The sequence below is a fragment of the Pseudomonas sp. CFBP 13719 genome, assembly GCF_014842095.1.
Taxonomy (GTDB): Bacteria; Pseudomonadota; Gammaproteobacteria; order Pseudomonadales; family Pseudomonadaceae; genus Aquipseudomonas.
Genome location: NZ_JACYVB010000003.1, coordinates 189,689 through 202,286, shown reverse-complemented (window position 1 = coordinate 202,286; position 12,598 = coordinate 189,689). Strand labels below are relative to the sequence as shown.

Here is a 12,598-nt window from a genome sequence, read left to right as displayed (position 1 = left end):
CTCACATGAAGTTGACAATTGCAGGAGCATTGCTGGCTAGCTTAACCGCAATCACCTGTGCCGCTCTGCTCAGTACAAGTGCGATCAGCACTGTCGTCTCAGACCAAAACGTCCTCCAGACGCAAGCGGGAGCTGTCAGACTAGGTAAGGTCTACAAAGAAATTCTTATGACCGATTACACAGTCACGAACACTGAGGACGGGACGGTGCTGTTGACTGCATCTACGCGCACTCCAGAGATCTACAACGGTGCCTACGCCACTTTCAAGAAGCAAATTGACTCCGTAAATCGCGATGGCGGTGCCAAAGGTGAAGATGGAAAAAAGACGAAGTTGTCCTATACCGACGCTGCGTGGACTGCCCCAGTATCAGTCAAAACCACCACTTACATCCGCTACGAAGCCGAGCATGCACAGGATTTTCGCCTCACAATCGACGAGTCAAATCGCGATCTTGCCGCTGGATACGGCATCAACAAAAACCTCGAAGATCTGAAAAGCTATCAAGAAAATATGATGGCGGCCTTCACGCAGACTAAGCATTTCATCGTGCAGAAAAAGGACGAACTGTGATACGAGCAATTCCACTGCTAATTCTCGCTGTCGTTTGCCCTACCGCGCTGGGAGCTGACTTCGTGCATCCCATGGAATTTAACGGTACGGAACAGCAAAAGGATCAGGTGATCCAGTACATTACCGAGACGGTCGAGAAGGATTACTGCGGTAAGGTGGACATGTGCGATGCGTCTACTTTACGGATGATGGAGGCGAGCGACCTCAAATCTTTCAAACAGGCTGCAAAAGCAAAGAATCGGGAGATCATGGACACAGTGATTCATGATTACTGTCACCGTGTCGATATGTGCAGCTACTCAAACATCTGGATGATGTATCAGCAGAACCTAGACGCAAGCACTAAGAAGCTTAAGTGGTAGAATCAGACTCTTAAGCGGTGATTGGAAGCATTATCGTAGACATCGATTCTAGCGGATCATCTCTAGATGCTCGTTACCCAACCGGGCCTTACTGTGCCAGGTTCAAATTTGCAAACTGAATAGTGAAGCGCGCTAAAGCGATGGGCACGCATAGGTGGCGCCATAGATTCGTTGAGTATGCGGACATGGCTGCGCTTTGATGGCATAGAAATGCCTTTCAAACCCTACATCTTGAATGTTCGCAGATCTGGGGGGGCTTATCCTGTTCGTATACCCAGCACCGGACGATTTTGCTGCTACCTTGATTTCTAAACCCTTTCTGCAAAAATCTTGGAATGAAGTGCTGTCGTACCCCTGACATGTCGAATCTCTCCCTGATGTCCACGCAAGATACCGTCCTAGTGATTGTACTCATGGCCGCCGACGTGTGAGGGCGTCGGCGCTTTCTTCCTCTGCCTGGAAGACCTCAATGAGCTTCTGGTTGTAGTCATCGAGGTAGCTCTGAAGCCCATCACGGTCGATTAGCCGCACGCCCGCAGTGCTGGCCAACTCCTTCGCTGATTTCGTGTAGTAGGAATTCGTGACGACCATGGCCTCATCACACCCGTAGAAGGCTTTAGCAGCGATGGCCTGCTGCACCGCCGCGTTGCCTACAGAACCTGAATAGTTCTTTGCCTGAATGACCATGTTTTTACCGAAACGGGTAACGAAAAGGTCAGCGCCCTGATCAGCAGTCTTCTTAGTCTCTTCAACGTCGTAGCCGATGGTCTGGAAGATCTCGACCAGGAAGGCTTCAAACTGAAACCCGTCCATAGCATCCACCAGATACATGGTGATGAACTGATTCGGATTGAAATGCTCTAGCTGAGACCCTAGCCGCTCAACGAGAATGTCGAAATAGATCTCCTCGCAGAGGCTCAGGCCAGTCCGAAAAACCTGTAGCGGGAGAAGTGGCACACCAGATGTCGAAGCCGCTTGGTAATTGAATTGGACATTGGGGAATGCAACGTCATTTTCCCAAAGGTAGTAATAGAACAAAGCCAAGTCAGACCTAAATGTTGTCCCAGCCTCTTCAATCCAAGAGCGCAAGGTGTCGGCTAGGTCAGCGCGCATGTGGCGGGTAAGCTCTCTGGAGAAACCCAGATAGACTGAGTTGAAGGCGGTTGTTTGCAGCAGCTTGTCCATGAGAGAAGGAAGCCCTTCGAGCTCGTCAAAACCTTTGCGAATTAAAACCTCCCTGAACAGCTCCCTTTCGCTGTAGACACCATCCAAGCGTGGGCCTGGCATGCCCGCATCATCACTATTACCTGCACTCTCGCGGGTCGTGTGGATGAAATTTGTGAAATATGGATGCTTCAGCTCCGCGTATTTTCTCAAGACATTGTTCAGAAGGTCGCTGAGCTGGGCTTGCTCCTTCTTCTTCCCAAAAAAGTCTTGAATCAAGCCTTTGGATCTGTATTGAAAGTCGGGATAAAAGGAAGGATCCAATGGCGTAAGGTGGCGCAACGTGAGCTCTGATGATGGCGACACCTGGGAGCCCATGCACCATGGGCACGCTGTCTCGAAGGTAGTCCTATTGCATCCATTGCACTGGTAAATCATCGTAACCGTCCGGCCAAGTCATCTACCCAGCCCTGCAAAGCGAAGACATGGTGTGCACTTAAATTAAGTGGACACCAGTTCTAGCCTTTCAAGCGGGTATTTCATGCAGCCAACACGCCGTTCCTATTCCAAATCCTTTAAAGCCCAGATCATTCAAGAGTGCGCCCAACCGGGCGCTTCGATTGCCAGCGTCGCGCTCGGTCATAGCCTCAACGCAAACCTCGTCCACAAATGGATTCGGCTGCAAGCGCAGAAAATCCCGGCGCCGCCACCTGCATTTATTCCGTTAGCCATGCCGCTGGCCGGGGCGAACTCCCATCCAGCATCATCGAATATCTGCGTTGAAATACAGCACCCACGCGGCATCATCAAAGTGAACTGGCCCACTGAAAGTGCTGCCGCCTGCGCGACTTTTCTTCGAGATATTCTGCGATGATTCGCATCGACTCTATCTGGCTCGCCACCGAACCGATGGACATGCGCGCAGGCACCGAAACGGCGCTAGCCAAGGTGATCGCGGTGTTCGGTGCGGCGCAGCCGCACTGCGCTTATCTGTTCGCCAACAGCCGCGCCAATCGCATGAAAGTGCTGGTGCATGACGGCTTCGGAATATGGCTGGCGGCGCGCCGGTTAAACCAAGGCAAGTTCCACTGGCCTGGCATTCGCCATGGTTCTGAGATGGAACTGGATGCCGAGCAACTTCAAGCATTGGTGCTGGGGCTGCCATGGCAACGCGCAGGTTCTGGAGGCTTGATCATACTGCTTTAACGGCTGCCATTAGCCTATCGGTCTATCGTCGCGAAAAGCCTGCTCTGGCAAAGTCCGGCGTATGACTTCTTCGCCCAATCTCGACCAACTATCTCCCACTCAACTGCGCGTCCTCGCAGCGCAGTTGCTCTCGCAAGTCGACACTATGGGCAAGAAAATCAACCGTGATCAAACAGTCATTGAGAAACTGACCCATGAGATCGCCCAGCTCAAGCGTTTGAAGTTTGCCAAGCGCAGCGAGCAGATGAATCCTGAACAGGCCAGCCTGCTAGATGACCTGATCGATACTGATATCGCGGCGATTGAGGCCGAGCTTCAGGCGTTGCAAATAGCACCAACGACGACCGAGGAAAAGCAAAAGCCCAAGCGCACGGCATTGCCGGCAGAATTTCCGCGAACGTTGATCCATCACGAACCGGACAACACTCACTGCCCATGCGGCTGCGCCCTCAAGCGCATCGGTGAGGACGTTAGCGAGAAGCTGGACTACACGCCCGGCGTGTTCACCGTCGAGCGCCATGTCCGTGGCAAGTGGGTCTGCGATAACTGCGAAACGCTGATCCAGGCACCGGTTCCGGCGCAGGTCATTGATAAGGGCATCCCGACTTCGGGCCTGCTCGCACAGGTCATGATCGCCAAGTTTGCTGACCATCTGCCGCTTTACCGTCAGGAATCGATCTTCGGTCGAGCGGGCCTGGCGATTCCACGTTCAACCTTGGCTCAGTGGGTTGGCGTGACCGGAGTTCAGTTGCAGCCGCTGGTCGATGCGCTGCGCGAAGTAGTGCTTGGGCAACAAGTCATCCACGCAGATGAAACACCGGTGCAGATGCTCATGCCGGGAACAAAGAAAACCCATCGCTCCTATGTGTGGGCCTACGCTACCAGCCAGTTCTCGGATGTGGCAGCGGTGGTTTATGACTTCAGCTCCAGTCGCGCCGGAGAGCATGCTCGCAACTTCCTTCAGGACTGGAAGGGCAAGTTGGTCTGCGACGATTTTGGCGGCTACAAGGCCAGCTTTGAACTCGGCGTGACAGAGATCGGCTGCATGGCCCATACACGGCGCAAGTTCTTCGAACTGCACGCTACGAATAAAAGCACGCTCGCCGAGCAAGCCCTGCGCTATATCCAGTTGTTGTACGAAATCGAAAGAGAAGTCAGAGACCTGGAGCCGGATTTACGGCGCCGAATACGGCAAGAAAAAGCCGTACCGGTGATGGACAGGCTGCATGCCTGGATGATCGCGCAGCGTGATCTTGTGCCCGAAGGTTCGGCCATCAGCAGAGCACTCGATTACAGCTTTAAACGCTGGGCAGCGCTGTCGCGCTACCTCAATGACGGGGCGGTTCCCATTGATAATAATTGGGCGGAGAACCAGATCCGGCCATGGGCTCTTGGGCGCAAGAACTGGCTCTTCGCCGGGTCGCTGCGCAGCGGAAAACGGGCTGCGGCGATCATGAGCCTGATCCAGTCAGCGCGGCTGAATGGCCATGATCCGTACGCCTATCTAAAGGATGTTCTCATGCGCCTGCCGACGCAGCGCGCGAGTGAGATTAACAAGCTGCTGCCGCACATGTGGGCGCCTGTTTAATCGCGCAGGGTGTCTGCCCTGGCATCTACATTTTGCGCCACACCAAAGCAGGAATTGCTCGGATGTAAATTAGTTCGCTGACCAACTCAATCAGCGTTTGAGTAATGACTGCTGCCGCAGCGAGCCCTCTGATTTCCTCGGGCAAGGCCAATGCCAATGGCAGAACCACTAATGAGTTTCGTGTCGAGCTGCTGAAAGCGACTGATCTTGCCGTGCTGGCCGGTAACTTAAACGCCCGAGCCACCAGCGCACCTACCACTGGTGCCAAGAGCATGAAACCAATGTAGGCGGGAATAACAGGCAGCAGCTTGTCCATGTCTCTGACCACCGTTGAAATCTGAGAGCCGATCACTACGACCAATACAGCCGCCATAGCCGGTACAGGCATCCAGGCCCATGCGTTGTTCCAGCTTTCAACGATGCGTGATCTCTTTGCCCCGGCAGCTGTTGCTACCGCTAAGATCAAAGGCAAAGCGATCAGCATCACAAAGGCCTCAACAAATGGGCCTATAGAAATGACCACTGCTGAGTCGTTACCCAGCATGAAGGTCAGGTACACCGGCAGCAGCACAAGCTGCATCAAAAGAAGCAATGGGGTGGCCGCCAGAGTGAGTTTGGAGTCGCCTTTACCGATGTGGGTAAAAACCACCACATAGTCGATACAAGGCGTCAGCAAGACCAACAGGGCACCCACCAAAATCGCCGGGTGATTGGTTATCCCCATCGTCAATGCCCAAACCAGCAAGGGGATTGCCACGAAGTTGGCTGTGAGCAGCGCCGCCATGAAACGCTTATTTGCGAGGCCATTACGGAGATCCAAGAACGGGATCTGTAGAAACATGGCGTACATCAGCACTGCGATGGTGGGTGTCACCGTCAACCCTAATGCTTCAGACGCATTGGGGGCGAGCAGGCCTCCGAGGGCCGCGACAATGACCGCGATGAAGTAAATGGGAATCTGGTTCGTCTCTAGCTGTTCTCTGTCCACAAAATGCCCTTCAAGCGCGTGAAGTTATTTTCTGAAGACAGGTTAATATCTGTAGCTACTACAGGTTCAAGAAAATGCTTGGAGAATTTGCATGTCAGGAATCGGGGCGCTGTCGAAATCAACGGGTTGCCACATTGAAACGATTCGCTACTACGAGAAAATAGGCCTTCTACCTCCCGCCCTGCGGTCGGCTGGGCGGCATCGAATCTATACTGAAAAGCATCGATCAAGACTCGTCTTCATCCGGCAGAATCGTGAATTGGGTTTCCCGCTCGAAGATATCCGAGAACTCATCGCGCTCGCAGCAGATGCTGATCGTCCGTGCGCTGACGCGCTTTCTGTGGTCAAAAAGCACCTAGCGGAAGTAGAGTCGAAGGTAGCAAAGCTTCAGCAAATCCGGGTAGAGCTGCTCTCAATGGCAAGTATGTGTGAGTCAACATGCCTAGGTTCAAACACTCCAGACTGCACGATTGTTGAGTCACTTTTTGAACCCGCTGCTGGGGTTCGCTCTGGTTGCTGCTCCTAGACGAGTCAAGAGCATAGGGGGAGCAAGCTGCCATCGAAACCGAATAGCGCGATAGCCTCGACAGGGTGTTTCGAGCGTCTGTCTACACCAAACGGGCTGGTACAAGATGTGTTCGGCAGACGCTTACAAATCATCGCATAGATTCCTTTCTCGAGGCATTGCGCGGTCTCGCGCTTATCTTGCAAGCGAACATAGCTCAGTGCCATCAGCTCGTCCATCGAGACTGTGACAGAGGCGTGTTTGATCAAGTCCTGACGATGCTGATAAGCGCCCAATCACGGCCAAAGCGATCACAGTCACACCTGTAACCAGCTCGTTGCAGTCGTATCCACGTAGACACTGGAGGGGCGTTCAGGAATTAGGTCAAACGCATCTGCTGCTTGGGCCTGCGAGGCCGCATTCGCGCCCGTCGAAAGGGAGGTGAAAATTCCCGAGGTTGCCAGAATAAGAGACGCTTTGAGTTTGAGAGTCATGAACGCTTCCTTCAATCATTCGATCTGTCGGCCTTCGCCGCAGGAAGAATCATTATCAAGCGCAATTCATAAGTTTATTATAGGGATGATGGCGAATGGGTATATGACGCGATGGCATGAATGGGCGTCACATTCTGGGAGAGGAGCGCAAAAATGTGACAAGGGAGAGCTGATTTATACCGGGTATTTCTCAATGTTACAAAATGCTTCAACTGTGTCAGCTCGATAAACTAGAGCAGATCCTAGAAGGAAACGATCATTGAGACTCTCGTGTGATTTCAAGCAACCCTCAGCATACTGCGAACAGCGGCATACCTTGGAACAGTCCCAATCACTCTAGAGCCTCATACTCCTGAGTTCGCTTGGCATAGAAATCCTTCACCTCGCTCCAAGTCATTTTGATCGCAATATTCACTGCAGACGACTCATCAAGGACATATACCTCCACGTTGGGATCACTGATGGGGGAAAGGAGCCTGAAAGGCTCTACCAAGCGACAACTGCCTACCGTTCCATCCTGGCTAAAAACGATAGCAGGGCAATGATCTCCACTTTCAAACAATGCCAGGATGCCGCTCTTCAGCCATTCCCAATCAACTCGGGCGGGGAAAGGCGCACGAGTCCTGTGGAGGACTACGGGGATTATAGAATCTGCGCCAACCACGATAGCTTTTGGGAACCCCGCCAGCAGCGCATAGGTGGGGATAGCTTCAATCACCTCATTCATTTTTTGCGCATCGCTCAGATCGAGCCCATTGGCAGAATGCGGTTCAAGGAAAGCCATAAAATCTACGAAACCGGAGGATTGGAACATTTGCCCTTGGCTACCCTCCGCACGAGAAAGTAGCCCCTTGGCAATATTGCGGGTGATTGATGCTGCTGCCTCATGCTCGCTCGGGTCAGCCTGATCAGCGCGCTGCGCAGCCAGCAGGTTGAATAGCCAAGCGTGTCGGTAACCTAGATCAAAGCATGCTTGATGGAACGGATGCCGCTTACTGATGAGATCCGTGCTAACCCATTGGGCTAGCTCCACCGTCGCCTGCATGCGCTTAGCTGGATCTCTAGAAAGCATGGGCATCGGCGTAATTATTTCGTCCGTGATGTCGTACATTTGTTTCATCTCTATCGCGAAGCGCAGCGCCTCCAGTTGAGCCCACTCCACCAGGGGCTCAAACTTCGCCGCTAGCTCCTTGTCAGGAGCAGTGTTGAAGGCTGCCCCTAAGAGATCCCCAAGCACGCGTCCGACTAAAAACGCGTCGCTGCACTTGATAACCCCTCTTGGAAACGGATTTCCCTGTGACAGGTTCGTCACTAGCGGCATCGCAACTGCGGGATCCGTCCAATCCAACTGGCTGAATCCTACAAAGGGCATGTAATTGTTCCGTACAGCAGGATTGCACACGAATTCGCGGGCGTGCTGGCCGAGGCTACCCCAGAAATCAAACCTTGTTGGTACTGCTCTGTGGCGGTACTGGCGTGTCTTCAGGTGCCAATGGAAATCCCCACCAAACTCAGGATCAAAATGTTCCTGGAGTATCGGAAATGCAGCTTTAGCAATGTCATAGACAGTTGTGGGCGTCTGCCCTAAGAGGTCACCTCTGCGCTCGTGAAGAAAAGCTGCGGCTTCCGATCCTCTCTGTGGCAGACCATTGTCTCGGCACCAAGCGTGCATTGTGTAAGGATCAATGGCCGCAAGGGTAATGCACCACCGACCACGTCCAAAGCTATTCACGTCACGCCAAAGCATCATAAAACCATGCGATCCAGCCCTATCCCCAGCCCGTGAAATCACATCCATGGCGGTAAGAACAACCCTCGGAGGCCATACTCCGTCCGCGTCATCTGCCCTGACGGAATCGACCTCCCCTTGGTCAATACCCTCGTCGATACCTTTGTAAGTCAGATAAAGATCAATTGAAGGAAGTGCCTCTACCGGGAGATTTGTACTACCGGTGAGGTGCCAGGCCTCAGGAAGATGAGCCACTAGGCCAAATCGAGAGTCATCATTAATCAGCTTGAGTGCCAAGCATTGTTTACCAGACCAGGCGTTCATACTCCCGACGGCATGGACAAGAAGTGTTGACCAGTCAGCAGCTACGACTACAAAGCACACGTCGAAACCGCCTAGGAAGGGAAGCATGTTTCGAAGCTCCTGCTCGTACCCGGCTAGCTCAGTGACAGTTTGGCGCTCAGTTTCGCTCGCTCGCTTGACCTCAAATACCACCAGCGTTTTGGTTTCAGGATTGAAACAAAGAATGTCCGGGCGTAGCACCTCTCCGGTGGTCAATGAAATGCTGGTGTTGATCGATATGATTTCTAGCAAACTCAAGCGACCCAGCACAAAGTTTGCCGCCTCAGCTGAGGCTCGTCGAGAGATGTAATCGATGCCAAAGGAGGGAAGGAAATGCTCCTGAACAACAGCATCCGTCAAGGAAGTGATCGCTTCTCGCCCTTGGATCAACTCGAGCAGTTCCTCATTCTCGATGATCTGTTTTAGCCAAGACACTACTTCGGACTCTGGAGGGAGCTTTGCCTTTGACATAATTCTTCCTTGGGTTGATAGCGGCCAACGACCTGAAGACGGTAAAGAACGCTGGATCAGGATAGCTGACCCTGTCTAGGGAAACCAATCGACCGTCGAGGTGCCTCTAGGCTTGCACATACGCCTAGCGCCGCATCGCAATAGTGCAAAAGGGCAGTGGCTACCAACTGACGCAGACCAGGCGCTGATCAAACGCCGGACGTCTGGAGGCGAAGCGCTCAACCGGTTCGCCCAGCGGCTCCCCGCCTCCACAGTGGCGGCGCTAGCAATTTTCAACGTCCTTTGCTTTCCACACTCGATCACAGCCGAGAAATTAGGTATCAATAGGCTATCAGCTTCAGATCCCGCCTCGTCGAGCGATGCCAATTCGAGGACATCAAAGGAGCACGCGTTGACCTGGGCGCTTAAGTGTCCAGGCCATGGAAGTCATGACTAAGGATTAGAGATGCCGGCTATCACCAAACTGATGCTCCAAAACTTCAAGCAGTTTCCTGCTCTCGAGATGGATTTTGACCCTGGCACGAATGTGCTTATCGGGGATAACGAAACGGGTAAAAGCACCGTGCTGCTCGCGATTGATCTAGTGAACAGCGCTAGCCGCAGCCGCGTCGAAACTCTTGGGCTAGAAGCGATCATTAACCGTCAAGCAGTCCTAGCCTACCTAGATAGCGAGAAAAAATTCTCAGACTTACCGGTCGTGATGGTTGACGTTTTCCTGCAAGAGGGTTATCAACCTTACTTCAATGGACGACAAAACCAGATAGGTGACGATTACGATGGCATACGGATGAAAATCGCCGTATCAGATGACTACCATCTCGCGATCGAACAGATGTTAGAGCACGACCCTCAAAACTTTCCTTTTGAATACTACTCCGTCACATTCCATACCTTTTCTGGAGAGCCGTTCAACAGCTACCGGCGTCCGCTCAAGCATCTTCACCTGGACAGTTCCCGGATCGATAGTGAATATGCCGCCAAAGAGTACACACGAGCGGTCTTCGGCCTTCATACAGAAATTGCCGACAGACACCGACTCGAGAACCTTTACAGAAGGGGCAAGGAAGGCTTCCGGGACAAACAGCTAAGTGAGGTCAACAAGAAGCTTCCTCCCTATGAGTTCGGCATCCGCAGTAGCACTCGGGCGAGTTTAGAAACAGACTTGGTCATTACTCAGGACGGGATATCGATTGAGAATCGAGGCAAAGGCGCTCAGTGCTTTATCAAAACCGAGTTCGCTTTGGGTCGACGCGACGTGCAAGGAGGCCTTGATGTACTACTGCTTGAGGAGCCAGAGAATCACCTCAGCCACACCAATATGAAAAGGTTGGTGGAACAGCTCGCTCACACCGGATCAACACAGCTTTTTATTGCCACCCATAGCAGCCACATCTGCTCTAGGCTCGACCTGCGTAACGCACTTCTGCTGGGAACTCTTCAAAATACGGGTCGACTGAAAAAGCTTTCTCCTAAGACCGCAGGATTCTTTATGAAAGCTCCCGATAATAATGTGCTGGAGTTTGCGCTGTCTAAGAAGGTAATTTTGGTCGAGGGTGACGCTGAGTTTATTCTGATGGAACAATTCTACAATCGCATCTCTGGAGGGGGAACACCCCAAGGCGACCAAGTTCACATAGTTTCTATTGGCGGCACTAGCTTCAAGCGCTATCTTGAACTAGCGAATCTTTTGAACATAAAAGTCGCAGCAATCCGGGACAACGACAAAAACTATGAACAGAATTGCGTAGAAAATTACGAAGGCCACACCTCCGAAAGCGCCAAAATTTTCTCTGACAAGGATAGCCAGCGCTATACATTCGAAGTCGGCCTGTATCTAGACAACAAGGAAATCTGCGACAAACTTTTTGGCAAGGATCGAAAGACGCTTAGCGTTCAGGACTACATGTTGAAGAATAAAGCAGAGGCGGCCTTCGCGTTGCTTGAAGACAATCATCAAAGCCTAACTGCTCCTGACTATATCAAGGAGGCTGTATCATGGATAAGAAAGTGATTTTTGCAGTCGCTGGATCTGGGAAAACTAGCGAGATTGTCAACAGGCTGAACGCCGGCAAACGTGCCATTCTCATTACCTACACTGAAAACAACTACAAGCATCTCCGGAACAAGGTGATGGAAAAATTTGGGTACATGCCGAGCCACATCAGCGTTATGACCTATTTCTCATTTCTGCATGGTTTCTGTTACCGCCCCCTGCTCCAGCAGAAAATGAGAACCAAAGGTCTATACCTTAAGCTGCCTGCCGAATCGGTAACGCGGGCCAAAGATAAAATGTCTCACTACCGTCACTCCACTGGACGGCTCTACTATAACAGGCTTGCAAAATTTCTCGATCAAACCAAATCATACGCTGACGTCATAAACCGTTTGGAACGATTCTATGATCAAATCTTCATTGATGAGGTTCAAGACTTCGCCGCGAATGACTTTAATTTTTTAATGGCTCTATCACCCGCCAAAATAGAAATGCTTTTCGTCGGTGACTTTTATCAACATACCTTCGATACCAGCCGAGATGGGAGAATTAACTGCAGCCTTCATAACGACATAGTCAAATATGAAAAGCGATTTGCGACAGCGGGATACAAGGTCAACAAGGAAACACTTAAGGCTAGCTGGAGATGCGGGACGACAGTTTGCGACTTCATCAGGGAAAACCTCAAGATCGAAATATACCCTACTAATGAACGCCACACCGGAATAATCAAGATCCATGATCAGACTTTCGCTGACTTTGTCCGCAGCGACAATAACACTGTAAAACTGTTCTACGATACGCATCACCGCTACGAATGCCATTCAAATAACTGGGGGGCATGCAAGGGTCTAGACCACTACGAGGACGTATGCATTATCTTGAGCAAAACTCAATGGCAGCAGTACGAAAATGGGCAGCTGTATAAAATGAAGCCTAGAACCAAAAACAAGCTGTATGTGGCTTGCACCCGTGCGCGCGGCAAAATTTATTTCGCTCCCGAGCATCTCTTCGCAGTTCACAAGAAATCTTGAGGGACTCGACGTCCCAATTCCTGAGTCTTCGACCTCCTCCTATCCAATGCGATGCTCCCCTGATGGGGAATGCTACTGGGGGCAGATGCTGCTACCTCTTAACAGTCAATAAGCGAGAGCAGAAACTGAGGTCTGAGTAAGTATATTACT

12 protein-coding genes are annotated in these 12,598 nt (G+C 51.8%); 8 read left to right on the top strand and 4 right to left on the bottom strand.

The annotated features are described in order from the left end of the window. Positions 1 to 5 precede the first annotated feature (5 nt). Entirely contained in the window at positions 6 to 572 is a 567-nt protein-coding gene (locus IFT57_RS11260) for a hypothetical protein (protein ID WP_192151431.1), read from the top strand. 71 nt (positions 573 to 643) lie between these two features. After that, positions 644 to 934 (top strand): hypothetical protein, encoded by a 291-nt coding sequence (locus IFT57_RS11255; RefSeq protein WP_446731195.1) that lies wholly within the window; start codon positions 644 to 646, stop codon positions 932 to 934. A gap of 411 nt (positions 935 to 1,345) precedes the next feature. Here the strand turns inward: IFT57_RS11255 and IFT57_RS11250 are convergent, their stop codons facing one another. Then, positions 1,346 to 2,536, bottom strand: coding sequence for a restriction endonuclease (locus IFT57_RS11250; RefSeq protein WP_192151430.1), 1,191 nt, complete (start codon positions 2,534 to 2,536; stop codon positions 1,346 to 1,348). Positions 2,537 to 2,639: 103 nt separating this feature from the next. On the opposite strand from IFT57_RS11250, the gene tnpA reads away from it, so the two are divergent. The 3 genes from tnpA (at position 2,640) to tnpC (ending at position 4,892) form a co-directional block, all read left to right on the top strand. Then, a complete protein-coding gene (tnpA, locus tag IFT57_RS11245; protein WP_054096639.1) occupies positions 2,640 to 2,972 on the top strand; it encodes an IS66-like element accessory protein TnpA in 333 nt (110 codons plus the stop codon). After that, the gene (tnpB, locus tag IFT57_RS11240) at positions 2,969 to 3,304 is read left to right on the top strand and encodes an IS66 family insertion sequence element accessory protein TnpB (RefSeq protein ID WP_122797586.1); all 336 of its coding nucleotides are present in this window, start codon (positions 2,969 to 2,971) and stop codon (positions 3,302 to 3,304) included. The genes tnpA and tnpB overlap by 4 nt, the downstream gene beginning before the upstream one ends. A 61-nt stretch (positions 3,305 to 3,365) precedes the next feature. Further along, positions 3,366 to 4,892, top strand: coding sequence for an IS66 family transposase (gene tnpC / locus IFT57_RS11235; protein ID WP_192151429.1), 1,527 nt, complete (start codon positions 3,366 to 3,368; stop codon positions 4,890 to 4,892). Positions 4,893 to 4,917: 25 nt separating this feature from the next. Here the strand turns inward: tnpC and IFT57_RS11230 are convergent, their stop codons facing one another. Next, positions 4,918 to 5,880, bottom strand: a complete 963-nt coding sequence (locus IFT57_RS11230) for an arsenic resistance protein (protein ID WP_192151428.1) — start codon at positions 5,878 to 5,880, stop codon at positions 4,918 to 4,920. Between the two features lie 91 nt (positions 5,881 to 5,971). On the opposite strand from IFT57_RS11230, the gene IFT57_RS27250 reads away from it, so the two are divergent. Further along, entirely contained in the window at positions 5,972 to 6,406 is a 435-nt protein-coding gene (locus tag IFT57_RS27250; protein WP_080898798.1) for a MerR family transcriptional regulator, read from the top strand. Between the two features lie 296 nt (positions 6,407 to 6,702). Here IFT57_RS27250 and IFT57_RS11220 read toward each other — a convergent pair whose 3' ends face one another. Further along, positions 6,703 to 6,879, bottom strand: coding sequence for a hypothetical protein (locus IFT57_RS11220; protein ID WP_192151427.1), 177 nt, complete (start codon positions 6,877 to 6,879; stop codon positions 6,703 to 6,705). Between the two features lie 331 nt (positions 6,880 to 7,210). Then, positions 7,211 to 9,421, bottom strand: a complete 2,211-nt coding sequence (locus IFT57_RS11215) for a hypothetical protein (protein WP_192151426.1) — start codon at positions 9,419 to 9,421, stop codon at positions 7,211 to 7,213. Between the two features lie 445 nt (positions 9,422 to 9,866). Between IFT57_RS11215 and IFT57_RS11210 the strand changes: the two genes are divergently transcribed. Continuing rightward, entirely contained in the window at positions 9,867 to 11,432 is a 1,566-nt protein-coding gene (locus IFT57_RS11210) for an ATP-dependent nuclease (protein ID WP_192151425.1), read from the top strand. Then, entirely contained in the window at positions 11,417 to 12,448 is a 1,032-nt protein-coding gene (locus IFT57_RS11205; RefSeq protein WP_192151424.1) for an AAA family ATPase, read from the top strand. The genes IFT57_RS11210 and IFT57_RS11205 overlap by 16 nt, the downstream gene beginning before the upstream one ends. The last annotated feature ends 150 nt before the right edge of the window (positions 12,449 to 12,598 follow it).